This is a genomic window from Costertonia aggregata (genome assembly GCF_013402795.1).
Taxonomy (GTDB): domain Bacteria; phylum Bacteroidota; class Bacteroidia; order Flavobacteriales; family Flavobacteriaceae; genus Costertonia; species Costertonia aggregata.
Genome location: NZ_CP058595.1, coordinates 3,563,215 through 3,588,771, shown reverse-complemented (window position 1 = coordinate 3,588,771; position 25,557 = coordinate 3,563,215). Strand labels below are relative to the sequence as shown.

Genomic DNA, 25,557 nt, shown 5'->3' with positions numbered 1-25,557 from the left:
AGTAAATAAATTGTTACAGTACACGTTCTTGATTTTATTTTTGGCGAATGATAAAAGTGAATCCGATGAAATCTTTCTAGTTTTATTGGAGTCGCAACCTATATTAGTGAAAGTACGAAATATTGTAAACCCAAAAACTTTTAAAAACCCTATATTTTTATGATTGATTTCCTCTCAGCTATCCCCTGGTGGGCATATATTCTAGTTTTTTTAGCCCTAGTAGCCCTTCGGGATGTATTTTTCCAAAAAGCACATACAATATCGCATAATTTTCCCGTGGTGGGGCACTTGCGTTATTGGCTGGAAAGCATAGGCCCTGAGATGCGGCAATATTTTGTGGCGAACAATCGTGAGGAACTACCATTTAACAGGATAGAACGGGGCTGGATCTATGCCTCGGCCAAAAAGCAGAACAATTATGAAGGTTTTGGAACCGACAGGGATATTTACGCACACCAGCACATCTTCATAAAAAACCAGATGATGGGCTATGAGGTTGCCGATAATCATCCCAATGCGAACGATAAAACCTTTATACCCTGTGCCAAGGTCATGGGCGCATACAACAAGCGTAGAAAACCGTACCGCCCTGCATCAATAATCAATATTTCTGCCATGAGCTTTGGTTCCCTATCGGCGGCGGCGGTTGAGGCCATGAACAAAGGCGTGGCCAAAGCAAATGCCTATCATAATACGGGAGAGGGCGGGCTTTCCCCATATCATAAACATGGTGGGGATGTAGTTTTTCATTTTGGAACGGGATATTTTGGGGTACGAAGCAAAGACGGTAATCTGTCCCTTGAAAAATTAAAGATATTGGTAGATGAGAATCCGTGTGTCAAAGCCATTGAAATAAAATTGTCCCAAGGTGCAAAACCTGGAAAAGGCGGCGTACTACCCGGAGCCAAAATAACACCTGAACTGGCCGAAATACGGGGTGTGGAAGTTGGTAAAGACGTTCTCTCACCGGCAACCCACAAAGCTTTTCATTCAGTTACCGAACTCATGGAACTTATCGAAAAAATTGCCGAGGAAACTGGGCTTCCGGTAGGTATAAAAGGGGCCATAGGCAAATTGGATCAGTGGGAAGAACTGGCCGATATAATGCTAAAAACAGGAAAAGGTCCCGATTTTATAACGGTAGATGGTGGGGAAGGTGGCACCGGAGCAGCTCCCCCATCTTTTGCAGACCACGTATCCCTACCGTGGGTATATGGCTTTTCCAGTTTATATAAAGTATTCCACAAACGTAATTTATCCGACAGGATCGTGTTCATAGGTAGTGGAAAATTAGGTTTTCCCGCAAAAGCGGCAATGGCATTCGCCATGGGTGTTGACTGTATAAACGTGGCACGCGAGGCTATGATGAGCATCGGCTGCATTCAAGCACAGGTATGTCATACCAATCGGTGCCCCGCAGGTATCGCTACACAAAAAAAATGGTTGCAGAACGGAATAGATATCCCCTTGAAATCCGATAGGTTGGCACAATACTTCAAGACATTCCGAAAAGAGTTTTTGGAAATTACCCATGCGGCAGGTTACGAGCATCCTTGCCAGTTCACGATGGACGATATACAGGTGAACGTGGACGACAATGATTTAAACCGATCCTTGGCATCTACGTATGGTTACAATAAAGCCAAAGTTCCGTTTACCTCGGTACAAGAATTGAGCGATTGTTTGTATTTGGGCGGAAAAACCGATAAAGAAATTGCAGTTTAATTATTTTTGCCAAAATTTTAGAATGAACATGAAAAAAAATATACTTCTATTTGGTAGCTTGTTATTCATTTCGATTTCCTTGCAAGCCCAGAAAAAGAGCGAACTCATCGCAGAAATCGATAACCTTAAATCCCAACTTGATTCGGTAAGCCAAGAAGTGGCCAAGGCAAGGAGGGCCGAAAGTGCTAGTTTGGCCAAAGCGGAATCTTTTGAATCGCAAGTCGGTGAACTGCAGGCTGCCAATGCCACTATGATGAAAAACCTGACCAGTTTTGCAGAAGTCTCCAATAAAAATTCAGAGAATATCAACAAAGCCATGGCAAGCCTTCGCGCCAAGGAAAATCAATTAAAAAGTATAAATGATGCCCTTGCGAGCAACGATTCTACCGCTATCGTAATTTTAACCAATGCCAAACAAACGCTTGGGGAAAATGCAAAAATATCGGTAACAAACGGTATGGTCAATATAAGTACTGCACTTACCGCTCTTTTTGCAAAAGATAGCGAAGCTGTTCTTAAGCCCGAGGCGGAAGCTTGGATAGGAAAAATCGCAAATATCCTGAATGCTAATCCTAAAATAGCCGTGACCGTGGAAGGATTGAACATAACCGGGGATTTTGCATTATCCGCACAACAGGCCATGGCAGTATCAAATATGTTGCAAGCCAAATTTTCAATCGATGCGAACAGGCTTCGAGTTATTGCAAAGGATGGCAATTTTAAGGAAGGTATCAATTTAAGGTTACACCCTGATTTCAGTCAATTTTATATGATGGTCAAGGACAATATGAAGAATTGATACGTAATGAAAACCGTATGGCGCTTCCTGTATAATTTTTTAAAAAAACCTTCGTTCTAGATTCTGTAACCGATTGATGGTAACATCAAAAACCAAAAACTAAAACATGAGCGGAGAGGGAATTTTACAAATGTTCGGATTTTTATTACCGGCAGTGGTAACTGGGGTTGTTGCCTTTTACTTTTTTAAGCTACATACCAAAAATGAGGACGGCCGCCGTCGTTTTTTATTGCATAAAGACACTCAAAAAAACACTCTTCCGATTCGTTTACAGGCTTATGAGCGTATGGCCCTTTTTTTGGAACGCATCGCCATACCTAGCTTAGTGGTACGTGTTGCCCCAAAATCCGCAGATAAAAACGCTTATGAAACCTTACTTATAAAAAGTATAGAAACGGAGTTTGACCATAATTTGTCCCAACAAATTTACATGACGGATGAATGCTGGAACGTAATAAAAGCTGCCAAAAGCGCAACCATCCAAATGATACGAAAGGCCGCTTTGAGTGAGACGGATTCTGCCGACAAACTACGGGAAGATGTGCTGAACGAAACCATGGACAAGCAGTCGCCTTCTGCTACCGCATTATCTTTTGTAAAGAAAGAAATTGGGGATTTATGGTAAATTTAGATTTTAAAAAAAACAAAATATCACAATTCGATATCGCTCCGAGAACCATAGCCCATGATTCATCTACTCGTGCTCATTGGGCTCAATAGGATTGGTTTCCTCGTTTTTGTTCTTGGCATATAAGTAGCCCCTTTTCCACCACAATGTCATTTTATCCTTATCAAAAATCAGGGAATTTGTAGTTAGTATGGTTGGTGTATAGTATAGGTTAATAATGGCATTGTTTTGGTTTGCGACCAATTTTCCTATTCTAATGTTTTGATGTTCTATCCTATCCAAAATAAAACTGAGCATCGTAGTCAATAGCTCAAATGGGTTTCTTGAGGGCATTCTATTCAAATAATTGACTTCTGTATGCAGAACGACAACGTCAACCTCGGTCGCCCCGCGTTTGATGGCCTCTTCAATGGGAACTATACTTCCCAAGCCTCCATCGGCATACTCACACCCGTTCTTACGCACTAAGCTCATAAAGGGCGTGTAATTGGATGAAACCCAAATCCAATCGCAAAATTCATCATAGGTACAGTCGTTAATCGATTTATATTCGACCTGATTCAATGACAAATTTGAAACAGTTACCACAACATCGATATCACTTTCCTTAAGCTGGTTGAATTCCGCTACCGTAATACTATTTCTTATAAGTTCCCTAAGGTTTTCGCTCTCGCCAAAGGTCTTTTTGCCCTTGACAAAGTTTTTGAGAACGTTCCAGTGGTTTATGGAAATCTCATTGATACCATATTTTTTTCGGATAACAAACGGACAGTTGTTGAAAATACTCTTTTGGTTCACATTAGAATAAATGTCTTTTATCTTATCTACTTTGCCCAAGGCCAAATGGGAAATAAGCAAACTCCCCGTTGATGTACCCACGAACATGTCGTACGTATTCCCAGATTCTTTGATAAGGAACTGGGCGACACCACCTGCAAAAGCACCTTTACTACCACCGCCGGAAATGACCAATGCTCGCATTATTTGTTTAATTTACCATTGATATAACGTAGCTCCTCCCCTTTTAATTTTTGGGAAAGTTTTTCAATTCTCAAAGTGTAGTCGTCATCTTTCAGTAATTCATCCAATAAATTTCTGGTAAATTTCTTGAACTGCCAACTATGGTGACCGCTAGATTGCAGCAAATTCAACAGTGCCGTATCATTAAGACCAGCAGCATCCTTTAAATAGCTAAAAGCGGTCATTCGGGTTTCCCAGCTATGCTTTGAGGCGGTGTAACCACTTAGCTCCAAGAAATAGTCCTGTGTTTTTTTTGTCTCAAAATCATCGGTCAATATGGCCAAAGCCAACCATAACAGGCGTATGTTTTTATTGGGCAAACCAATGCAGCCTTTTGTTCTGTTTAGGTAATCGACCCTATTTCCTGGGAAGTTCATCCACAGTTTTACCAAAGCGTTTTCAATGGTCACATAGCTTTTATCGTTTAGCAATGTTTCAAATTGTAGTCTGAGTGTGTCTGTCAATGGCCGTGTGCGGGACATCCCAAAAAGTGAAGTAGCCAATGCCTGTCTTATCGGAATCGTATCCGAAGCAAACGTACTATTCAAAACTGAATCGGGCAATATATTATGATGTTGTTCAACAATATATTTTTTTAGGTGTACGGAATTGGTTTTATCCCAATAATAACCATAATCCAAATCATCGCTTTGTAGGCCTTCAAATTCATTTTCCATTTCGAACAATGTCCGTAAAGATTCGGAAGACTTTCCCAATACGGTTTTTATATTTTCAAAGGGAAGTCCCGTATTTTCAAGCCATTCATTTTTGTAATCGGACAAACTTATTCCACTAGTTTGTTCCATTTCTACTAAGAAGTCCAAGATGGCGACACTATCAAATTGATGTTTTTTAAGGTAGTTTTTGATTCCTGTTTTAAAATTAGCTTCCCCTATCAAGTCTCTCAACATAAACAGGGCCAATGCCCCTTTCTCATAAAAAATCAAACTACTGGCTTTTGGATCCGTCAAACGCTGTCCGTTGCCTTTTTCAGCTTCGTTTTTAAGCTGTACGGCCGATTTATATAGTTTCCAGTAAAAATGGTCGTTACCAAAAATCTCTTTTTCGGCCAAATAGGCATAATATGTGGCGAAACCTTCATGTAGCCAATGGTGGTCACCATCCTTTTCAGTCACCAAATTCCCAAACCATTGGTGGGCAAGTTCGTGAGCATTGACGTTTACATAATTTTTATCTACAAATGCAGTTGAATCTATTACATAACCATCTGAGAAAATAGTGGCCGTGGTATTTTCCATACCGGCATATAGAAAATCATGAACCGGAACCTGTTTATAGTTCTGCCAAGGATAGGGAACTCCTATTTCGGTTTCCAAAAAATCAAAGATTTGTTTTGTATAGCGGTAGGTGGGTTCTACCCTTAAACTGTCCCCAGGATAAAAATAGTTTTCAATGGGAATTCCACTTTTGGATTTTAAAACTTGTTTGTCATACTCGCCAACGGCAAAGGCCAATAGGTAACTGCTCATTGGTTTTTGCATGTCGTATATCCATTCATTTTCATTTACCGAATTCAACCACAAACCATTATTTACTAAATTTCCATTTGCAATCACTTCATAATCAGATTTAAAGGTGATTTTCAAATCAAATTCAACTTTTTCCCGCATATCATCAAAACTGGGCAGCCAATGGCTCGTATATTTTCCTTGGCCTTGTGTCCATATTTGCTCATTGCCCGCAATAGTGTCGTCCCAACCTAAAAAATAAACCGTTTGCTTTGGAATACATGAATATTGAAGGCTTACCGTATATGTTCTATCTTTTTTGAATTTTTTATGAATGGAGATTCTTTTGCCATCATTTTTAAAGCTTATTTTTTTGCTGTCTAGCTTTACCAAAATAACGTTGATGTTCTTGGCATCAAAAAATACAGAATCAACTTTTTCGAGAACATCAAACCTATATTGAACAGTGCCATATATTTTCCTTTCCGCAGGTAATGGGGAAATTTCCACTTGGGCGTTAATGAAATCAACCTTATCCTGATGTTGTGCGTGAACCGACCATCCCATCAAGAAAAGAAAAATTAGAAGTTTGCTCATATTTTAAATATTACAAAAGCTGAACCAAATTTAGCGTTTTAGTTTGTTCCGGTTAGGGCTAAGCCCTAATTTAGTCAAATGAATCCCGGTTTTCTTCAAACTCCTATTGCCTATCTAAAAGGTGTAGGCCCAAACAGGGCCGAAACCCTGCAATCAGAATTAGGGATTCATACATATCAAGATCTTATCAATCTTTTCCCGAACAGATATATTGACAAAACCCAATATTATACAATAGGACAGTTACAACGTAGCAATGCGGATGTTCAGGTTGTCGGAAAAATTATCCATATCAAAACCATTGAGCAAAAAAAGGGAAAACGTTTGGTTGCAAAATTCAAAGACGAAACCGGGGAAATGGAACTTGTATGGTTCAGAGGGCAAAAATGGATTCGTGAAAACCTAAAACTAAATACGCCCTATGTGGTTTTTGGCAAGTGTAATTGGTTCAATGGTATATTTTCTATGCCGCACCCCGAAATGGAGCTATTATCCGAACATGAAAAGGGACTGAAATTGCATATGCAGCCTGTATACCCATCCACAGAAAAACTTAGCAATAAAGGCATTACCAATAGAGTCATCAATAAGTTGATGCAGCAACTTTTTTTGGAAACAAAAGGCAGGTTCTCAGAAACCCTCTCGGACAAGTTGTTGTATGAGCTAAAGCTGATGCCTAAAAGCGAAGCTCTTTATAATATTCACTTTCCCAAAAGTCAGGAATTGTTGGCTAAGGCGCAGTTCCGATTAAAATTTGAGGAGCTTTTTTACATTCAAATGCAGCTGATTGCCAAAAACATGCTGCACAAAAAAAAAATCAAGGGTTTTTGCTTTGACCAAGTCGGTAATTTGTTCAATACATTTTATACCAGCCATCTGCCTTTTGAACTTACCGGAGCACAAAAGCGGGTCATTAAAGAAATTCGGTACGATTTAGGGAGCAATGCCCAAATGAACCGATTGTTACAGGGTGATGTAGGTTCGGGCAAAACCATTGTCGCCGTTATGACCATGCTGCTGGCCATTGATAATGGTTTTCAAGCTTGTTTAATGGCACCTACAGAAATTCTTGCCAATCAGCACTATAACGGCATCAAAGACCTTTTAAAAGGCGTAGGTGTTACTTGTGAACTCTTAACGGGATCCGTAAAGAAATCTGCTCGAAAACCTATTCATGAGCAATTACAAAGTGGTGGACTTCATATTTTGATAGGTACCCACGCCGTTTTGGAAGATAAAGTACAGTTCAAAAACCTAGGGTTGGCCATTATTGACGAACAACATAGGTTCGGAGTGGCCCAGCGTTCAAAATTATGGCATAAAAACCAAATTCCGCCTCACATCTTGGTGATGACCGCAACGCCCATACCTAGAACTTTGGCCATGAGCCTCTACGGTGATTTGGATATTTCGGTGATCGATGAACTCCCCCCTGGACGAAAGCCTATCAAAACAGTACATAGATATGATGCTAACCGACTGAAGGTGTTTCAGTTTTTACGCGATGAAATAAAAAAAGGGCGACAAGTTTACATCGTTTATCCGCTTATAAAAGAATCCGAGGCTTTGGACTATAAAGATTTGATGGATGGTTACGAAAGCATTGCACGTGATTTTCCCCAACCTCAATTTCAGATATCCATTGTACATGGCCAAATGAAACCAGCTGATAAAGATCATGAGATGGAACGTTTTGTAAAGGGAGAAACCCAAATCATGGTCGCCACTACCGTAATTGAAGTTGGTGTAAACGTACCCAATGCCTCGGTTATGATAGTCGAAAGTGCTGAGCGCTTTGGCCTTTCACAACTACATCAACTTAGAGGCCGTGTGGGCCGTGGTGCAGACCAAAGCTTTTGTATTCTTATGACAAGCCACAAACTATCTTCCGAGGCCAAGACCCGATTGGAAACCATGGTACGTACCAATGACGGTTTTGAAATAGCAGAGGTCGATTTGAAATTACGTGGACCAGGTGACATTATGGGTACACAGCAAAGTGGAACCCTCAACCTAAAAATCGCTGATATTGTTAAGGATAATGATATTTTAAAGACTGCCCGATATTATGCCCTACAACTTTTAAAAGATGACCCTTCATTAGAAAAACCAGAAAACTTAGTCGTTCGTCATGCTTATGCACAACTTGTGAAATATAAGAATATTTGGAATTATATCAGTTAAATTATAAGATAGCTATAGGAACAGTAGAATAACTCTCCTTTTTTAAGAAAGCCAAAGTAATTACTCCAAACAAAAAACATTACAATTCAAGAAATTAGTAATTAAAGTCGACGAACTCAGTATTTTATCATTTCAATAGGCTTTTCATTACCTAGTTCAATATTTTTTATGAGATTCAACTCAAAATCAAAAAAGAGAACCCCGTAAGGTGAAGCTTCATAAGTATGATCATTATAAGTTATAATTATGATTTCAGATTCTAAATCTATCTCAGTATGTATAGGTGCCAAATTTAGTCGGCCAAGGTCTAAATCAAAATATTCTTCATACATTTTTTGTGCTGAAAAAGTTCTTAATTCTCCGCTTTGTAAATCTAAAATTGCAGGACCCAATGTTTGATCAATATTGCCGAATGGTATGATGCTACGACCTGAAGGAAAATTAAGAAACAACATCTTATCGTTCACGATCTGTGCCCTATTCCAATATGTTGATAAACTGAGATTCCAAATTTCAGTATTAGAAGAATTGGGGGAATCAAAAATTGTAGTTGTTTGAATATAATCTTTTGCGTCAATATCATATATCCGGAATGCCCAATCATCTGAGCCAACACCCACAAAAAAAATGATTTTTCGCTCGTCAAGAGCGAAGGACGAACTGGTATCTAAAAGAGGAACACGATCAACAAATTCTTTTTTTTCAACATCTATGATTCCCCAAAAATTATCTAACTCTTCACTAAATAAATACAATAAAATATTGTTATTGGCAATTTTATCTTTTGATTTACAATTTGAAGAATTGAATGGTAATTCAATATTAAATCTTTCATCTAAATTGATATCATAGATTTCTGCCTGAAACTGTTCACCTACTATTGGATCATCTTCATTTGAGAAGAATGTTATTATTTTTTCGTCTGTTGGGACAGGGCATGGATTACGAATATCTTCTCCTAGATCAAAATATTCTGAAAAAATTTCTTCCTCTTTTGTCATCGCATTATAGTTCCAGACATGTCGATTTAGAAAATCCCATATAATTAATTCTGAACCTTCTACTTTGATTCTATAGTATTCTGGTAGGTTCATGATTTCTGTTAAGTTTCGTGGATTCTCACTATTAATCAACTCACCTTTTAATATCTCGAACTCTTTGGTAATACCATTAGTTAAAGTAAATATTGAGATATCAAATGATATTTTCTCTTCTTCATTTTCCTCTTCGGCTATTTCCTCGTCATCAGGCTGATTGTTAATTTTAGGTTCAGCAGAATCTGAACTACAAGAAACTATTATTATGGCTGATAGCAGAAGGACTAGTTTTTTCATGTATTGATAGATTAAGCACAAAGAAATAAAAAAAATATTCTTTCAAAGAAAACCACCTCTCAAAATATCCAAAACCTGCAAAAGTTATATCCACTCTTTGAACATCGTAATTTAAAAGCCCAATAATTTCCTAAAACAGTTACTTTCCTTAGTTTTGTACACTTAGATTAATTAGACTATGAGCACGACAAAAACTTTGTTCGATAAGGTATGGGATTCACACGTTGTACATCAAATTGAAAATGGACCAGATGTGTTGTTCATAGATAGGCACATGATTCACGAAGTGACCAGTCCCGTAGCTTTTCTCGGACTTAAAAATAGAGGTATAGGCGTATTGTACAATCAACGCACTTTTGCTACGGCAGATCACAATACACCTACAATCAACCAGCACTTACCGGTTCAAGACCCTTTATCTGCCAACCAATTGAAAATGTTAGAGGAAAACGCGAACGAACACGGTATCTCGTACTGGGGGCTGGGCCATGAAAAAAACGGTATCGTTCACGTTGTTGGGCCTGAGTATGGTATTACGTTGCCCGGTGCCACCATTGTTTGTGGAGACTCTCACACCTCTACTCACGGAGCTTTCGGAGCAATTGCCTTCGGCATAGGAACATCAGAAGTAGAAATGGTTCTTGCAACGCAATGTATCATGCAGCCAAAACCAAAAAGAATGCGTATCAATATAACAGGGGAACTTCAGTTTGGGGTTACGCCAAAAGATGTTGCACTCTTTATCATCTCCCAATTGACCACATCGGGAGCCACTGGCTATTTTGTGGAATATGCAGGTGATGTTTTCAAGAATATGACCATGGAAGGTCGTATGACCGTTTGTAATTTGAGTATAGAAATGGGTGCCCGTGGCGGTATGATAGCTCCGGACGAAACAACATTCCATTACATAAAAGGCAGGGAATTCACCCCTAAAGGAGCTGATTGGGACAAAGCGATGGACTACTGGCAGACCTTGTATACGGATGAAGATGCCGTTTTTGATAAAGAACTGACCTTTGATGGGGCGTTGATCGAGCCTATGATTACCTACGGCACCAATCCCGGTATGGGAATGAGCATAAAAAATGACATACCCACTGCTGATATGGTCCAAGGAGGCGCATCAACCTACAAAAAATCTTTACAGTATATGGCCTTTGACGAAGGGGATTCCATGATAGGCAAACCCATTGACTTTGTTTTTCTTGGCAGCTGTACCAATGGCCGAATAGAAGATTTTAGAGCTTTTGCCTCCATAGTAAAGGGAAGGCAAAAAGCCGATAATGTTACGGCATGGTTGGTTCCAGGTTCACATAAAGTAGAAGCTGCCATTAAAGAGGAAGGTATTTTTGATATTTTGACCGAAGCCGGTTTTGAACTTCGCGAACCAGGCTGCTCGGCCTGTTTAGCGATGAACGAAGATAAGATTCCTGCCGGAAAACTAGCGGTAAGCACATCAAACCGAAACTTTGAAGGACGCCAAGGGCCAGGTTCAAGAACGCTACTTGCCAGTCCTTTGGTCGCAGCAGCTGCAGCGGTTACCGGCAAGGTTACGGATCCACGTGAATTGATGGAAAAAGAATTGGCTTAAATTCAACACACGAAGTACTAATCACCAAGAACACAAAATGGCATACGATAAATTCAATATACTTACATCATCTGCAGTTCCCCTGCCAATAGAAAATGTGGATACAGATCAGATTATTCCTGCGCGATTCTTAAAAGCTACGGAACGAAAAGGTTTTGGCAACAACCTTTTTCGTGATTGGAGATATAACCAAGATAACACTCCAAAAACCGATTTTGTTCTTAATGACCCAAAATACTCAGGTAAAATTTTAGTAGGGGGCAAGAATTTTGGCTCGGGTTCATCACGCGAACATGCCGCATGGGCCGTTTACGATTATGGCTTCAGATGTGTTATTTCCAGCTTTTTTGCCGATATTTTTAGGGGCAATTGTTTAAATATAGGGGTTTTACCTGTTCAGGTAAGTGCGGACTTTCTTCAAAAAATATTTGATGCCATGGATTTGGACCCAAAAACGGAGCTTAAAGTAGATTTACCCCAGCAAAAAGTCACTTTATTGTCCACGGGCGAAAGTGAATCTTTTGACATTAATTATTATAAAAAAAATAACATGTTGAATGGGTTTGACGATATTGATTATCTATTGAATATTAAAAAGGATATTGAAACTTTTGCGCAGAACACACCTTTATAGTCTGATTTCCCGTTAACGAGCATGGCATGAAAAGAAAGTTGGAAATCATGGACACCACCCTTAGGGATGGGGAACAAACATCCGGGGTGTCTTTTTCCGCATCGGAAAAACTCACTTTGGCCAAATTACTGTTAGATGAATTACAAGTAGACCGTATCGAGGTGGCTTCGGCCCGAGTGTCCGAAGGCGAATTGCAAGCTGTTCAAAAAATAACGGAATGGGCCAAATCCAAAGATTATCTGAAACGTGTTGAAGTATTAACTTTTGTTGATGACGGTGTTTCGCTAAAATGGATGCAAAAAGCTGGGGCCATATCGCAAAACTTGTTGACCAAAGGTTCGATGAACCATCTAAAACACCAACTTAAAAAAACACCCAAGCAGCACTTTTCCGAAATAGCATCCATTTTTTCATCGGCCCATAAAAACGGAATCATCAATAATATTTACTTAGAGGATTGGAGCAATGGAATGCGAAATTCAAAGGAATATGTATTTCAGTTTTTGGATTTTCTTTCCAATCAACCCGTTAAACGAATACTACTACCGGATACATTAGGTATACTCACGTATACCGAAACTTTTGAATATATATCAGAGATTGTTCGACACTACCCCAACCTACATTTTGATTTTCATGGGCATAACGATTACGACTTGGGTGTTTCCAATATTATGGAAGCAGTGAAAGCAGGTTGCCACGGACTGCATCTTACTGTGAATGGTATGGGAGAGCGAGCAGGCAATGCACCAATGGCAAGTGCCGTCGCCGTAATAAACGATTTTTTACCCGATGTGGAAATTAACGTAAATGAATCATCATTGTTCAAAGTAAGCAAACTGGTCTCTGCGTTTACAGGATTCGGCATTCCTGCAAACAAGCCTATTGTTGGGGACAATGTATTTACACAAACTGCTGGTATACATGCAGATGGAGACAGTAAAAAAAATCTTTACTTTAATAACTTATTACCAGAAAGGTTTGGAAGAAAACGTAAATATGCCTTAGGTAAAATGTCTGGAAAAGCCAATATCCAAAAAAATTTACAAGAATTGGGATTGACTCTTAACGATACGGAATTAAGGAAGGTCACGGCACGAATTATAGAATTGGGCGATAAAAAAGAACGCGTAACCAAAGATGATTTACCCTTCATTATTTCCGATGTCCTAGATTCGGATTATCAACAAAAGGTTTTTATAAGGTCTTATGTACTGACACACGCTAAAGGCCTGCAACCCTCTACCACACTTTCCATTGAGGTAAATGGTAAAATATATGAGGATAATGCCTCCGGCGATGGCCAGTATGATGCCTTTATGAATGCATTACGCAAAATATACGCATCACTTGAAATTGAATTGCCGTATTTGGTAGATTATGCAGTACGAATACCTCCTGGAAGCAATTCGGATGCACTTTGCGAAACCATTATTACATGGAAACAAGAGGAAAAAGAATTTACGTCCAGAGGGCTTGATTCTGACCAAACCGTATCTGCAATAAAAGCCACCGAAAAGATGCTTAACATAATTTAAAATTTATTAATAGGTGTGTTATTCAAAACATAAAAGCCTAACCACAACAATAAACATCAACACTATCATTTAATATTTCAATACTGAATACATGAAACTAAACATAGCCCTTTTGGCCGGAGATGGGATTGGCCCCGAAGTAATTGACCAAGCGGTTAAAGTATCCAACGCCGTAGCATTTAAGTTTGGACATGAAATTACATGGAACACTGCTTTAACAGGTGCAGCAGCCATCGATGCTGCTGGGGAGCCTTATCCTGATGAAACTCATCAGATATGCGTAAATGCCGATGCGGTTCTTTTCGGAGCTATTGGGCATCCACGTTTTGATAATGACCCTTCTGCAAAAGTACGGCCGGAACAGGGGCTTTTGAAAATGCGCCAAAAACTAGGTCTCTTCGCCAATGTGAGGCCAACCTTTACTTTTCCGTCATTAATTGATAGATCCCCTCTTAAAAGAGAGCGTATTGAAGGAACAAATTTGGTTTTTCTTCGTGAACTTACAGGAGGTATCTATTTTGGGAAACGGGGGCGTCTGAACAATGGTGAAACCGCATTTGACACTTGTACTTATCATAGATCTGAAGTACAACGTATTGCGAAAAAAGGGTTTGAACTTGCCATGAAACGTTCCAAAAGATTGTGTTGTGTAGATAAGGCCAATGTTTTGGAGTCCTCTCGGCTATGGCGAGAAACTGTTCAAACCATGGAAAAAGATTATCCTGAAGTCGAAGTCTCTTATGAATTTGTAGATGCGGTTGCCATGCGGTTGGTGCAATGGCCCAACGAATATGATGTTTTGATTACAGAAAATCTATTCGGTGATATATTGACTGATGAAGCATCGGTAATATCAGGATCTATGGGTTTAATGCCATCGGCGTCAGTTGGTGAGAAAGCAAAACTATACGAACCAATTCACGGTTCATATCCGCAGGCTGCAGGTAAAGATATCGCTAACCCCTTAGCTACTGTTTTATCGGCGGCTATGATGTTCGAGGACTTTGATTTAACGGATGAAGCACAAGCCATTCGCAATGTTGTCAACAAATCACTAACCGAAGGTATTGTCACAGAAGATTTAGCACAAAATGGCAAAGCCCATAAGACGAGTGAGGTCGGAGATTGGCTGGCGTTACATATTTGATTTTTTTATTTTAATAAATTATGGACATGGGTTGTTGCCCTGAACATCAAATGTCACCATTCTAGAAATGGGAGGTAAACCAAGGTTAGAACTTACGGTAAATTCCAAAGAAACCGCAACACAATCGAAAGGAGCTTCGTAGACACCTGAGGAGGTTCCTGAAGGAACACTAAAAGATTGTGTAGCTATATATGTAGTACCATCATATCTAAAAGGCTGTAGAGAACCACTAGTATCCGTAAAACTCATACTAAAAGTTATTCCTTGTGCTATAGCCTCAGCATTCGGAGTTATCCTAAATGTAATCGGAACATTTGCACCTAAATCAAAACCATCTCCTGGCTCAGATATTGGGTCAATCGAAAAAGTGAAATCTGGTGCTTGAGGTTCTTCAAGAGTTATTGTCATACTATCGGATCCGGTAGCACCATTATTATCGGTAACGACGACCGTTATAGTGTACATCCCTGGATTAGTATAGGTATGCATTACGTCTTGGTCAGTAGTGGTATTAACTACATTATTTGGAGAGCCTGTATCCCCAAAGTTCCATTCATAATTTACTATTGTACCATCGGTATCACCAAATGAAGCAATTCTAAATGTTACATCTATCGGAAAATTTCCCGTTGGTACTACAATGGGGTCAACCAAGGTGATTGTTGGGGGCTGGTTAGCTATCACTGAAATGTTTATCGTACCCGTTGCCTCTCCACCATCGCCATCTTCTATTGTATAGATTATTTGATCATTTCCTATAAAATTAGGATTAGGGTCATAGATCACGGTCTGCTGTCCCACTCCTATGGAAGCTATACCATTTATAGGATTCGATACCGATAATATCCTTAATAAATTGTTGTTGCCATCAGGGTCGTTATCATTGGCCAAAACATCAAATATATTACCGGACGAATTTTCAATTACCGTATATGAGTCATTTGTAGCAGTAGGGTCAATATTTGATGTTGTTACCGTAACAACCGATGTATCGCTTATCGCATTGTTCTCGTCGGAGGTCGCCGTTATCGTAGCGGCACCCTCCGAGACGGCCGTTACCAGTCCATTGGCGCTTACCGTGGCGACCGACGTATCGCTCGATGACCATACCACACCTGTGTTCGTAGCATTGGAAGGCGTTATCTCGGCGTCCAACTGGGCCGTCGCTCCCTCAACAATACTTGTGGTAGCAGGGGTAACGTTTATCCCGGTCACCGGAACGGTCAAGGCGGTTACCGTAACGACCGATGTATCGCTTATCGCATTGTTCTCATCGGAGGTCGCCGTTATCGTAGCGCTACCTACCGAGACGGCCGTGACCAGTCCGCTGGCGCTTACCGTGGCGACGGACGTATCGCTCGATGACCATACAACACCCGTGTTCGTAGCATTGGACGGTGTTATCTCGGCGTCCAACTGGGCCGTCGCTCCCTCAACAATACTTGTGGTAGCAGGGGTAACGTTTATCCCGGTCACCGGAACTGTCAAGGCGGTTACCGTAACGACCGATGTATCGCTTATCGCATTGTTCTCGTCGGAGGTCGCCGTTATCGTAGCGCTACCTACCGAGACGGCCGTGACCAGTCCATTGGCGCTTACCGTGGCGACGGACGTATCGCTCGATGACCATACAACACCCGTGTTCGTAGCATTGGACGGTGTTATCTCGGCGTCCAACTGGGCCGTCGCTCCCTCAACAATACTTGTGGTAGCAGGGGTAACGTTTATCCCGGTCACCGGAACTGTCAAGGCGGTTACCGTAACGACCGATGTATCGCTTATCGCATTGTTCTCGTCGGAGGTCGCCGTTATCGTAGCGCTACCTAACGAGACGGCCGTGACCAGTCCATTGGCGCTTACCGTGGCGACCGACGTATCGCTCGATGACCATACCACACCCGTGTTCGTAGCGTTGGAAGGCGTTATCTCGGCGCCCAACTGGGCCGTAGCTCCCTCAACTATGCCCGTAGAGGGTGGGGTGACGTTTATCCCGGTCACCGAGACATTTGCTAAGATTATAATAATTTCCGAAGTGTCACTAACTTGGTCGTTTTCCACGGAAGTAGCAGTAATGTTAACAGTGCCAACAGCCAAAGATGTTACTAAACCATTATTATCCACAGTAGCGATACTAGTATCGCTTGAGCTCCATATTACCGAAGGGTTGGTAGCATTTGAAGGGGTTATATTTGCCGTTAGCTGTTGATTGGTTCCCAAATCTATTTCTGCTGTATTTGGTAGTACATCTATACCGGTAATGGCAACATCAGCCATAGTTACGGTTATCTCAGATGTATCGCTAATCGTACTGTCATCTACCGAGGTGGCAGTAATCGTAACCGTACCCACCGATACGGATGTTACTAAACCATTAGCGTCCACTGTTGCTATTGCCGTATCACTTGAACTCCATAGCACAGAGGGATCGGTTGCATTTTCAGGTGTTATGGTTGCGATAAGCTGTTGGGTATTGCCCAATACGATTCCCGAACTTGGCGGGGATACCAAAACTCCTGTGACGGGAACGGAAGCATTGGTCACTGTCACGGATGCCGTATCACTTATTGCAGCATCACTCACCGAAGTGGCGGTTATGATAGCGACGCCCTCAGCAATTGCGGTTACCACTCCCCCATTATCAACTGTAGCGATATTATCGTTAGATGAACTCCATAAAACGCTAGTATCGGCTGCATCAATAGGTAGTATTGTAGCTACAAGAGTACCATTATCACCAGCCGTCAACATCAATTCTTCGGGAGAAACTTCAATACCGGTGACAGGGGTAAGCTGTTCAACTACATTGATTTCAAGAGTGGCTGTAAGTTCTTGTCCGTTACTATCCTTCAGAACAAAATCCAAAATTACGGTACCAAGGGCATCTGGCTGAAAAATCAATTCATAGCTTCCTGGGGATATTGGTATAAAATCGTTTGGCGTACCAGTAGTTCCATCTGACTCTAAAAGTATGCCCGACCCGGATTGAAAGCGGTAGCTACGCTCATAAGTGACTCCCGGTACATTCTCTATGATAGAAAGGGAAATATTGATGGGTGCCGAGCCTGCCAACAAAATTTGTGACATGGTACTACTGGCCGTCCATACAACCGGAACATTGGATATGGTGTAATCAAGATCAGTCTCTTCGGTAAAACCAAAGGTATCCTCAGCCCTAATACGCACGGAATGGTCACCTGGCTCCGTACCTACATAATTGAGTGATATGGAAAGAGGGTCAAATGCTATTTTCTCACCTTCGGGAAGGCGTAACCCTTCACTGTTTTCGTAGTAGCCCGAACCATTGGTGATGGTATACGTAAAAAAATATTCATAGTCATCCAATATTTCTTCAGGTATTACACTTAAGGAGGTTGAAAGGCCGGTATTTACAAAACCCTGATTCTGATATTCTTCCGATATTGCGAATTCTACTTCGGTCACAAGGCCTACATCTTTCGTACAGGCCAAAACGACCAATACAGCGGTTAGTCCGTAGAGTATTTTATATAGAAAACGCTTCATAGAATGAATTATTTATTAAAATAATACCGTATTCCCACACCGGAAAAATTAGTAAGGTTGCCAAAATCACTGTTGACATGATAAAATTGAACAGTTTTTAAAACCAGCGAATAACGCTCGCTAATTATGATATCGAGTTCTGCCGTAGCTTGCGCTCCGTAAATAAATCTGCTTTCCCCGTTTACCGATACTATGTTTGACAAATCGTTATCACCGTTGTTCACCAATTCATAACCTGCCAACCCTCCTAGACCAGCACTCAAAACTTGCATACGCCTACCCGTACTGAACAGGGTAAGAAAATAGGAGTACGAAGCCGTAAAGCTAGAATACGGCACATTGATCTCACCTGATGTAAAATTATCCACTGCCACGTTCAAAGCGATTTGTATAAATGTACTTTCATTTAAATTATTGTTATACGTAAGCTCCCCACCATACCCATTACCGGCAATGCCACCGGATACCATAACCGTGTTGGTGTAGGCCTGCCCTGTAAGAACGTATGAAAACAGGTTAAAAAGCAATGACAAAAATATTGTTCTCAATTCGTTGGGGAATTTATCTGTTTGCTATCCAAGGGCAATAAAACCGTTCTGTTACCGTCTTGTTCATCCAAGACCACGGACAACTGCTCTTTAGGAGCCAAATTAAATTTTTTGAAAACACATACGACTTCATTGATACTCTCTGGGTCTATGATTTCTTGAAGGTTAAACGTATATAATGGTGTTATTATTTTTGGTGGTTCCAGTTCATCTTTCTTAAGAAAAAAACCCAATCCGTTTACCTTATATTCTTTCTTAGAGTTATTCTCCAGTTGCATAATCAAATATATTTCTTCCCTATCTTCCAAGATATTATTGAGCTTGACAACAACACGCTTGTTCTGCCTAAAACTTCTTTTAAAAATGGTGCGTTGCAGGTAATTGTTTTCACAAAAAATACGATAGTATTCCTCCCTATCCTTATCATAAAGGTCGCCATCTTCCATTCCCGGGATACTTTTTTCCAAGTTATTCTCTGGGTTTTCAGATATATTCCCATTGGTATCACCTTTGGTTACAGTATCATTCACGGCGATAGAGATAGAATCGTTTGCTATGTTAAAAATGGTATCCAATGAAACAGAAGCTACAGAATCTATTTCTGTAGGGCTTTTTTCAGGTATGTCCCTTTTTGTTATTACTTTGTTGATATTGGTCTTTCCCAAAGCATCTTCTGGGGAAAGAATAAAGTTGAAATCATTGACTTTCTCAGAAAACTCCAAAGCAAATGAATATATATGGCCTTGATTGGTGATTACGGTCAGATTACTGGGTGGTCCTTTTCTAGCCCTCAAAATACCGATAGTGGTACCGGCGTCATACTCAAATTTATAATTTACCGCAGGTGCTATAACTTTTGAAATAGGTGAAGGAAAAAAAAAGGAAATTGTGGTACTCTCGTTGGCCAATATCCGTTTAGGTTCCTGTGCATAGACTTGAAAAAAAAAGCCTACAAAAAATATAAGGGGAACATATTTTATTTTCATTTTTAATAGATGTTTTATGTGTTGAAAATATAATCTTACACATAAATTCGTCTTTATCGCCAACACTGGTAGAGTATACCTAATCTAATCGATACAAACTTATATACAAAAAGGTAGTGTATATAGAAATAGCATACGCAACCTTTATAAACAAATTTAAGACTTCCACTATTAAATACAGGAATTATTCGATGTAATGGCCTAAAAGTTTAGATAAACATATATCTAAAACAGCTACTGTAAAGATTAGGTATTTTAAAAAATTATGTGGCAAGAAAGTCCATTTTATCCCTTTGATGTGAACTATTTCTTATATGCTTAGGTAAACTCAGTCAAATCCCGCTTCCTTTATAGTTTCGCTATCGGTTATCTCCTCTGCTATCAAGAGAACATTGTCCCTAGGGTTACGTTTTGAATAATTTACCTTGAAATATTTACCCTTTGTACCGTTGCCCTAGTCTTTTTCTATTGCAGTGGCCCCCTTTACCTTTGTGCCATTGACATGGAACTCGAAAAAGATATAGTCCTGGATGTTCCCGTTATCCACCAGTATACATTTTGCCGTACCATAGGAATCACAAAGGCTGGTACGTTCTTTTTTCATCTGTTCTGCCCTGATATTATCACGTTCCATAGTACCAAAATAAATTGGACTGGCGAAGAGGACCAAAGACATCAGAAGATAAAGAAAAAGCAAATACGTTCCTTTTCTTCTTTGGACCTTGGTGAGATAACTAAATTCGTTGATGTAATCCTTGTACTTTTTTATAAATAAAAAAATATAATGAATGTAAAGAATAAAGAAGCCCAACCCTAAAACATGCCAGGATTCCAAAGTATTGGTATCCATACAAATAATTAAAAAAAGTATACTAAAGTAATGGGGGATAGCCAAAAAAATAGCAGCTGTAAAATCTGCTGTATCTCGCTCAAATTGATAAGGTAAATACCAATTATATGAAATAAAGAAAAAATACCTTAACTATTTGGGCGGTCTTACATTTGTCAACCAATTCTTAATCAAAATTTAAGCTTTTCAATAGTTACCCTAGGGGCTACCAAGGTATTGTCAATTTTTACTCTGCGCTCTTCACTATACTGCTCTCTTAAATCCTTAGGGGAAGATAGCATATAATCTACATCAAATTCCATTGACTTTATATTTTCGTTGTAAAGTACAGACCAGTTTTGCCTTAATTTCATATCGTAGGCTTCTTGAGAAATTCCGCTGGGTTGGCCAAAATCCCCAAAAGCACCAAAGGCATCGGCAATAAAATAAGTCCCGCAAATTATTAGCTAACTTGCTATTGAACAAAAGTTAGAGTAGTTATTAAAATATTTGCATGTTAGTGAAAAATTAAAAACACAAAATCAAAATGAAAAAAGAAATCAAGAATAAAACTGTATAAAGTATTATTGGCTTATAGTTCTGGGAAAACCCATATTTTATTTCAAATTCCGCAGGTTTGAAAAAAAAATAATATCTAATTGAAAATAAAACATACAATATCATTACAGGAATAATTTTTTGATATTTGGAATATTGTTCTGTGTTGATTTCAAAACCAAATAAATCCAAAAATTTCATGATTGCTATAACATGAAAAGATAGCATAACAACAATATAAGATATAGCATAAATCTCAGGGCTATTTTCCTTAAAGTTTTCCTTGTAAGCTTTATAAATTTTAAGATAAATTCTATCAATGAAAATCATGTTATATTACCATTCACCAAATCTTTGAACACCGTTATCCATTTTAATACCGAACTCACCATTTTCAGGTATCGTCATGCGAATAACCTATTTCAATTTTTTAAAAAAGATTTACTCCTTACTGTGCCTTTTGGCTCTTATTTCAAAACCGGCCGCCTCGATCTCAACGGTATCGCTTACCCATTGGTCCAACAATATTTCATTTATTTCTGGGTCTTTGCTCGAATACCTTACCCTAAAGTACTTATTGACCCAATTTGGATTTATTTTTTTCTTCAAGTAACTGGCTCCTGTTATCTTTTTTTGATTTATGTAAAATTCATACATAGCATAAGTAGAAGCATTTTACCTCTCGATATTAATAAATTTTCCTATTGAATAATTAGAAAAATACCTTAATTGAACATAAGAATTTAAAGCTTTATATAAAAAAACATACTTGCAAGTATTAAAAGAATACGCACCGGTCTTTTAAAATTTATCCAACTAATCATTCTACTTCCTTTTTTATTTCAACAGAAATAGCCGTTTTTGAGCTGTTGACACCTAAGTTCATAGTTTTTTCTAAAAACCCTCCGATACTTTTGTTAAATTCAGAAAGTCCGAATGATCCGATATTTTTATTTATTCCGTAGCCCATCATTCCTGTTGTAAAGTCCACTGTAGTCTCTTCAAAGCTGCTCAGTAAGGGAATATAACTATTTTGATTTTTAGAGTTGATTGCAGACCTTAAGAATATTGATGAAGGATTTACCTTGAACACTCCTGATACCATAGCTTTGTAAGGATCCACTTTTTGATAATCAAAACCATTACCTATGTATTGTGCCGTTGAATCACCCAAACCAAATGCCAAGGAACTGGTATTTTTCTTATTAAATTAAGAATTTAGTCAAAATCAGTATGTACCAATATTATTATTCATTGGTCAATTTAAAACCTGCTTCCTTGATTTTAATAGTATCCAGCACAGGTCTGTCCAATAAAATTTCGCTCCAACCGGGATTTTTCGAAGAATAGCTCACTATGAAGTATCGATTTTTATATTTAGAATATTCATCACTTCGAATATACGTACTGCCATCATATATATTCTCACCTATCCGATAAATGTATTTTAATATGGGCCCACTTTTCGTTCCTCTTAAATAGCCATTAACCAAAGCGATTGTCTTGTGCTCATACTTTTTAATATTAGATTTGCGATATTGATGAAAAATTAATAAAGCAAGTAAAATAGCTATGACCAAAAATATTCCAATCTTTTGATGTTTATTGATTGCCATATTATTCCTTGGTTTGACTTTCTTTTCTAAAACCCTCGATTACTGTTTGAATTGTCAACTGTCCTCCAACATCAAAAAATTTTCCAAAAACATTAGAAAAATTGGCCAGTGGTTTGCCAACAGCATTATTGAAAGCTTTACTACCCTTAAACTTAGCACCACCCATTAATATATTTTCTGAAAATTCGTTAAAGGAATTTATTTTAAAACCTTTATCAAATGAAAAGTCTGCAGTAGACCCTAATATCACATCGCCCCCTTTTCCAAAAATAGTGCTTACCCCAACATCCCAAGCATCAATATTGGAAAGTCCCCAATCATTGTTGACCATTCCATTTGAAAGATATTGGCTTCCGAATTCTAATCCACCATTGATTGCCATTTTCCCTCCAGTATTGACCGTAAAAGCTTTGCTTACTGAAGTACCTATTGAGGTAGCACTACTCTTACTGGCCATCACTAACAACGGTATTGCTTCGACCATACCTATGACAATAACAGGAAATCCAACAGTTATACCAACAACCTTCTTCTCGTCCACAGTGTCATAGGCCTTCCAGATTTTGGCATCCTCTTTCTCACTAACTGTAATTTTTATAAGGGAGGAAAAAAGTCTGGCTGACTTGCTGATTATATCACTTATTTCTTTATTGGTAATGGCCAATTGCCTTATCCTTTGCTCTCCAACTGTGGATGCTAAACTGTAATCAGAGGCAATACCAACCTCCATATAATCTACAATGAAATAGCGGTTTTCGTTAAGTTTGTTACGGTATGCCTTTACATCTATTAAATGGCCATTTATATCTTTAAAAAAGTAGCAATCATATGTTTTTACAGTACGTTTTTTTAGCTCAACTTTTAAAAAATTTTGTACAGCACTAACCGTTCTACGCTTTATTTTGACTTTATCAACACTATTCAATCGTTTATTTTTTGAGAAATTAATTTTCTCAATAGATTTTACGATTTCTTTCTTTAAAGTCTTTTGGCGATTGTTTATGGTAAGCTTATCCATAAAATAATTTATTCAGCTCCCCAATTATTTTCAAAGGTCATATCGCCAATTTGTATACTCTGAGCTGATATGATTATACGCTTTTGCATGGGAATATCATCTACTGCATCAAATTCTTCTTCCAAACTAACACAATATGCCTTTTTAAAAACTACTTCCTGTAGTTTTGCCATGGCATCACGCTTGTAAAAAATAATAGTTCCGTCCTTCGCCTGTTCGGGTGCGGCCATCCAATGATGAAGGTCATACTTGCCTTGAGACTCTAAGGTAACCGTGATTTGACCTCCAATTGGTTTTCCAGACGGTTTGCCTGTATGGTCTATGGGCTGTTCAAAATTGTAGGTGCAGTGCAGTACATTATACTCTACACCATCAACATAAAGTTTTGCTAGAAAAGACATAAGATCGGGGTATTAATTGTATCCTTTTTTTATTTATTGTTGTTCGTAGTCGGTGTCCCATTCGGTACCATCGTCTCCTTTTTGGCCATCCATCTTGATCAAAAAGTTTTTGGCCGGGAAATAAGGCTTTAATCGTATATCCACAAAAATACGGTCCTTTTGGGTGGGGTCTTGTTCAAACCTACGTATCTCAAAATTCTCGATCAATTTTCCGGGCCCAGTGATACCGTCCAAAAAGCGAACAATCTGGTTTTGTATTTCTTTACGGGTACGTGCGTCAAAATTCTCAAAGGCCCTCCTGTTCAAAAAGTCCATCAACACTTTTGCCACATAATCAAATACCCTGACTACCGAATAGGTCTGTAGTCCCAAATTATCACCGTTAAAAAGCGTTTTTCCCGAAAAGGCCATGACTTTACCATATTCGTTGACCATAGGTACCAGACCTAGGTTTTCCAAATTGGCGATTTCACTCTTTTTAAGGTCAAAACGCACACCATCTACCTCGCTAAGACCGCCATGTTTTTTACCGGCGGTAATCTGCGACATCAAAGTTTTGTACATTTTACCCGCCAATGCTCCCGACGGGGGTACAAATACATCGTCCTCTTCCCCAACAGCATCGTTTTTTCCCCTACCGACCAACCAGTTACAGGTCATTATCGTATTGGACAAATACATATCGCCACTGGCCAAGTTGGCGCTCTCGAACATTTCCATAACATCGTCCGGTTCGTCCAAATGGGCAAAATCGGTTATCAGGGTCACTTTATTGTCATGGGCCAATTTCGCCCATTTGTCCACCACGGATTTTGACCCCAAATAGCCCGGTAGTACCATTAAGGAGTAGTTCTCACGCAAATCCAAACGGTCGTAGGTAGATATCAACTCTTCTTGAATATAGTCAAAAAAGCGAGTGTTATCCAGATCGGCCAATTGCTCTAACTCTGCATTTACAATGGAAACGTTTTTTATGGAAGGCATATCGGTATTCTTGAAAAATAAAGCCACCGCCCTGTACGAGGTTTCCAGTTCACGGGTCTCACTTAAAGCCGTCTTTAGGTTTTTAGCCAATAATGCTTCGGACTCTTTGGCCTTATCGTCGGCAGCATGTACCATATCGATAATATCATCGCCAGATTTTAAGGTCTCTGACCAAAGTTCCAGTGTTTTCAAAAGAGAGGTCCTTTCCTGCTTTTTGTTGTTCTCGTTCAAGAACATGTTACGGCGCGCCTTACGCTCTGGGTTCAAATTTTGAACTTCGTCTATCGCCGATTCCAACAAATCAAACCCACCGTATTTGGCAAGGTCGTCCGATTTTTGTTTGATCTGGTCTACAAAAGGTTTGTCACTTAATTGGGATGTACTTTTTTTATTGGAAGTATCGGCCATATCTATTTCTTAAAATGT

At 39.2% G+C, this 25,557-nt stretch carries 22 protein-coding genes; 8 read left to right on the top strand and 14 right to left on the bottom strand.

The features are described from left to right. Positions 1-159 precede the first annotated feature (159 nt). The 3 genes from HYG79_RS16450 to HYG79_RS16440 all read left to right on the top strand — a co-directional run bounded on the left by HYG79_RS16450 (position 160) and on the right by HYG79_RS16440 (position 3,149). Positions 160-1,725 carry an FMN-binding glutamate synthase family protein gene (locus HYG79_RS16450; protein WP_179243155.1) on the top strand — a complete coding sequence of 522 codons (1,566 nt, stop codon included), beginning with the start codon at positions 160-162 and terminating at the stop codon, positions 1,723-1,725. A 28-nt stretch (positions 1,726-1,753) separates the two neighbouring features. After that, positions 1,754-2,524, top strand: a complete 771-nt coding sequence (locus tag HYG79_RS16445) for an OmpA family protein (RefSeq protein WP_179243154.1) — start codon at positions 1,754-1,756, stop codon at positions 2,522-2,524. Between the two features lie 106 nt (positions 2,525-2,630). Continuing rightward, positions 2,631-3,149, top strand: a complete 519-nt coding sequence (locus tag HYG79_RS16440) for a DUF7935 family protein (protein WP_179243153.1) — start codon at positions 2,631-2,633, stop codon at positions 3,147-3,149. A gap of 69 nt (positions 3,150-3,218) precedes the next feature. Here HYG79_RS16440 and HYG79_RS16435 read toward each other — a convergent pair whose 3' ends face one another. Together HYG79_RS16435 and HYG79_RS16430 are read right to left on the bottom strand one after the other, a co-directional pair. Continuing rightward, on the bottom strand, positions 3,219-4,133 hold the full coding sequence (locus tag HYG79_RS16435) for a patatin-like phospholipase family protein (RefSeq protein ID WP_179243152.1): 915 nt from the start codon (positions 4,131-4,133) through the stop codon (positions 3,219-3,221). Beyond that, entirely contained in the window at positions 4,133-6,238 is a 2,106-nt protein-coding gene (locus HYG79_RS16430) for a M1 family metallopeptidase (RefSeq protein WP_179243151.1), read from the bottom strand. Before HYG79_RS16430 ends, HYG79_RS16435 begins: the two co-directional genes overlap by 1 nt. A gap of 78 nt (positions 6,239-6,316) precedes the next feature. Between HYG79_RS16430 and recG the strand changes: the two genes are divergently transcribed. Further along, on the top strand, positions 6,317-8,422 hold the full coding sequence (gene recG / locus HYG79_RS16425; RefSeq protein WP_179243150.1) for an ATP-dependent DNA helicase RecG: 2,106 nt from the start codon (positions 6,317-6,319) through the stop codon (positions 8,420-8,422). Between the two features lie 116 nt (positions 8,423-8,538). Here recG and HYG79_RS16420 read toward each other — a convergent pair whose 3' ends face one another. Then, positions 8,539-9,756 carry a hypothetical protein gene (locus HYG79_RS16420; protein ID WP_179243149.1) on the bottom strand — a complete coding sequence of 406 codons (1,218 nt, stop codon included), beginning with the start codon at positions 9,754-9,756 and terminating at the stop codon, positions 8,539-8,541. 178 nt (positions 9,757-9,934) lie between these two features. On the opposite strand from HYG79_RS16420, the gene leuC reads away from it, so the two are divergent. The 4 genes from leuC (at position 9,935) to leuB (ending at position 14,669) form a co-directional block, all read left to right on the top strand. Then, positions 9,935-11,350, top strand: a complete 1,416-nt coding sequence (leuC, locus tag HYG79_RS16415) for a 3-isopropylmalate dehydratase large subunit (RefSeq protein WP_179243148.1) — start codon at positions 9,935-9,937, stop codon at positions 11,348-11,350. Positions 11,351-11,387: 37 nt separating this feature from the next. Beyond that, positions 11,388-11,984 (top strand): 3-isopropylmalate dehydratase small subunit, encoded by a 597-nt coding sequence (leuD, locus tag HYG79_RS16410; protein WP_179243147.1) that lies wholly within the window; start codon positions 11,388-11,390, stop codon positions 11,982-11,984. 26 nt (positions 11,985-12,010) lie between these two features. Further along, positions 12,011-13,522 carry an alpha-isopropylmalate synthase regulatory domain-containing protein gene (locus HYG79_RS16405; protein WP_179243146.1) on the top strand — a complete coding sequence of 504 codons (1,512 nt, stop codon included), beginning with the start codon at positions 12,011-12,013 and terminating at the stop codon, positions 13,520-13,522. 91 nt (positions 13,523-13,613) lie between these two features. Continuing rightward, positions 13,614-14,669, top strand: coding sequence for a 3-isopropylmalate dehydrogenase (leuB, locus tag HYG79_RS16400; protein WP_179243145.1), 1,056 nt, complete (start codon positions 13,614-13,616; stop codon positions 14,667-14,669). A gap of 18 nt (positions 14,670-14,687) precedes the next feature. Here leuB and HYG79_RS16395 read toward each other — a convergent pair whose 3' ends face one another. The 11 genes from HYG79_RS16395 to HYG79_RS16345 all read right to left on the bottom strand — a co-directional run bounded on the left by HYG79_RS16395 (position 14,688) and on the right by HYG79_RS16345 (position 25,539). Further along, positions 14,688-18,191: an Ig-like domain-containing protein gene (locus HYG79_RS16395; RefSeq protein ID WP_179243144.1), complete on the bottom strand. Its 3,504-nt coding sequence runs from the start codon at positions 18,189-18,191 to the stop codon at positions 14,688-14,690. An 8-nt stretch (positions 18,192-18,199) separates the two neighbouring features. Further along, positions 18,200-18,739 (bottom strand): conjugal transfer protein TraO, encoded by a 540-nt coding sequence (locus HYG79_RS16390; protein ID WP_179243143.1) that lies wholly within the window; start codon positions 18,737-18,739, stop codon positions 18,200-18,202. Further along, positions 18,736-19,725, bottom strand: coding sequence for a DUF4138 domain-containing protein (locus HYG79_RS16385; protein ID WP_179243142.1), 990 nt, complete (start codon positions 19,723-19,725; stop codon positions 18,736-18,738). The genes HYG79_RS16390 and HYG79_RS16385 overlap by 4 nt, the downstream gene beginning before the upstream one ends. A 454-nt stretch (positions 19,726-20,179) precedes the next feature. After that, complete coding sequence (locus HYG79_RS16380; protein WP_179243141.1) at positions 20,180-20,575, bottom strand: hypothetical protein; 396 nt, start codon at positions 20,573-20,575, stop codon at positions 20,180-20,182. Positions 20,576-20,745: 170 nt separating this feature from the next. After that, on the bottom strand, positions 20,746-20,928 hold the full coding sequence (locus HYG79_RS16375; RefSeq protein ID WP_179243140.1) for a hypothetical protein: 183 nt from the start codon (positions 20,926-20,928) through the stop codon (positions 20,746-20,748). 625 nt (positions 20,929-21,553) lie between these two features. Beyond that, complete coding sequence (locus tag HYG79_RS16370) at positions 21,554-21,721, bottom strand: hypothetical protein (RefSeq protein WP_179243139.1); 168 nt, start codon at positions 21,719-21,721, stop codon at positions 21,554-21,556. 211 nt (positions 21,722-21,932) lie between these two features. Then, the gene (locus HYG79_RS16365; RefSeq protein ID WP_179243138.1) at positions 21,933-22,298 is read right to left on the bottom strand and encodes a hypothetical protein; all 366 of its coding nucleotides are present in this window, start codon (positions 22,296-22,298) and stop codon (positions 21,933-21,935) included. A gap of 61 nt (positions 22,299-22,359) precedes the next feature. After that, the gene (locus HYG79_RS16360) at positions 22,360-22,728 is read right to left on the bottom strand and encodes a hypothetical protein (protein ID WP_179243137.1); all 369 of its coding nucleotides are present in this window, start codon (positions 22,726-22,728) and stop codon (positions 22,360-22,362) included. A gap of 1 nt (position 22,729) precedes the next feature. Continuing rightward, the gene (locus HYG79_RS16355; protein ID WP_179243136.1) at positions 22,730-23,746 is read right to left on the bottom strand and encodes a hypothetical protein; all 1,017 of its coding nucleotides are present in this window, start codon (positions 23,744-23,746) and stop codon (positions 22,730-22,732) included. An 8-nt stretch (positions 23,747-23,754) separates the two neighbouring features. Beyond that, complete coding sequence (gene tssD, locus HYG79_RS16350; protein ID WP_179243135.1) at positions 23,755-24,147, bottom strand: type VI secretion system tube protein TssD; 393 nt, start codon at positions 24,145-24,147, stop codon at positions 23,755-23,757. Positions 24,148-24,180: 33 nt separating this feature from the next. Continuing rightward, a complete protein-coding gene (locus HYG79_RS16345; protein ID WP_179243134.1) occupies positions 24,181-25,539 on the bottom strand; it encodes a DUF5458 family protein in 1,359 nt (452 codons plus the stop codon). Positions 25,540-25,557: the final 18 nt, after the last annotated feature.

Coding starts and splice junctions, on each gene's coding strand:
- HYG79_RS16450 (WP_179243155.1), top strand. CDS start 160: ATGATTGATTTCCTCTCAGCTATCCCCTGGTGGGCATATATTCTAGTT.
- HYG79_RS16445 (WP_179243154.1), top strand. CDS start 1,754: ATGAAAAAAAATATACTTCTATTTGGTAGCTTGTTATTCATTTCGATT.
- HYG79_RS16440 (WP_179243153.1), top strand. CDS start 2,631: ATGAGCGGAGAGGGAATTTTACAAATGTTCGGATTTTTATTACCGGCA.
- HYG79_RS16435 (WP_179243152.1), bottom strand. CDS start 4,133: ATGCGAGCATTGGTCATTTCCGGCGGTGGTAGTAAAGGTGCTTTTGCA.
- HYG79_RS16430 (WP_179243151.1), bottom strand. CDS start 6,238: ATGAGCAAACTTCTAATTTTTCTTTTCTTGATGGGATGGTCGGTTCAC.
- recG (WP_179243150.1), top strand. CDS start 6,317: ATGAATCCCGGTTTTCTTCAAACTCCTATTGCCTATCTAAAAGGTGTA.
- HYG79_RS16420 (WP_179243149.1), bottom strand. CDS start 9,756: ATGAAAAAACTAGTCCTTCTGCTATCAGCCATAATAATAGTTTCTTGT.
- leuC (WP_179243148.1), top strand. CDS start 9,935: ATGAGCACGACAAAAACTTTGTTCGATAAGGTATGGGATTCACACGTT.
- leuD (WP_179243147.1), top strand. CDS start 11,388: ATGGCATACGATAAATTCAATATACTTACATCATCTGCAGTTCCCCTG.
- HYG79_RS16405 (WP_179243146.1), top strand. CDS start 12,011: ATGAAAAGAAAGTTGGAAATCATGGACACCACCCTTAGGGATGGGGAA.
- leuB (WP_179243145.1), top strand. CDS start 13,614: ATGAAACTAAACATAGCCCTTTTGGCCGGAGATGGGATTGGCCCCGAA.
- HYG79_RS16395 (WP_179243144.1), bottom strand. CDS start 18,191: ATGAAGCGTTTTCTATATAAAATACTCTACGGACTAACCGCTGTATTG.
- HYG79_RS16385 (WP_179243142.1), bottom strand. CDS start 19,725: ATGAAAATAAAATATGTTCCCCTTATATTTTTTGTAGGCTTTTTTTTT.
- HYG79_RS16380 (WP_179243141.1), bottom strand. CDS start 20,575: ATGGATACCAATACTTTGGAATCCTGGCATGTTTTAGGGTTGGGCTTC.
- HYG79_RS16375 (WP_179243140.1), bottom strand. CDS start 20,928: ATGAAATTAAGGCAAAACTGGTCTGTACTTTACAACGAAAATATAAAG.
- HYG79_RS16360 (WP_179243137.1), bottom strand. CDS start 22,728: ATGGCAATCAATAAACATCAAAAGATTGGAATATTTTTGGTCATAGCT.
- HYG79_RS16355 (WP_179243136.1), bottom strand. CDS start 23,746: ATGGATAAGCTTACCATAAACAATCGCCAAAAGACTTTAAAGAAAGAA.
- tssD (WP_179243135.1), bottom strand. CDS start 24,147: ATGTCTTTTCTAGCAAAACTTTATGTTGATGGTGTAGAGTATAATGTA.
- HYG79_RS16345 (WP_179243134.1), bottom strand. CDS start 25,539: ATGGCCGATACTTCCAATAAAAAAAGTACATCCCAATTAAGTGACAAA.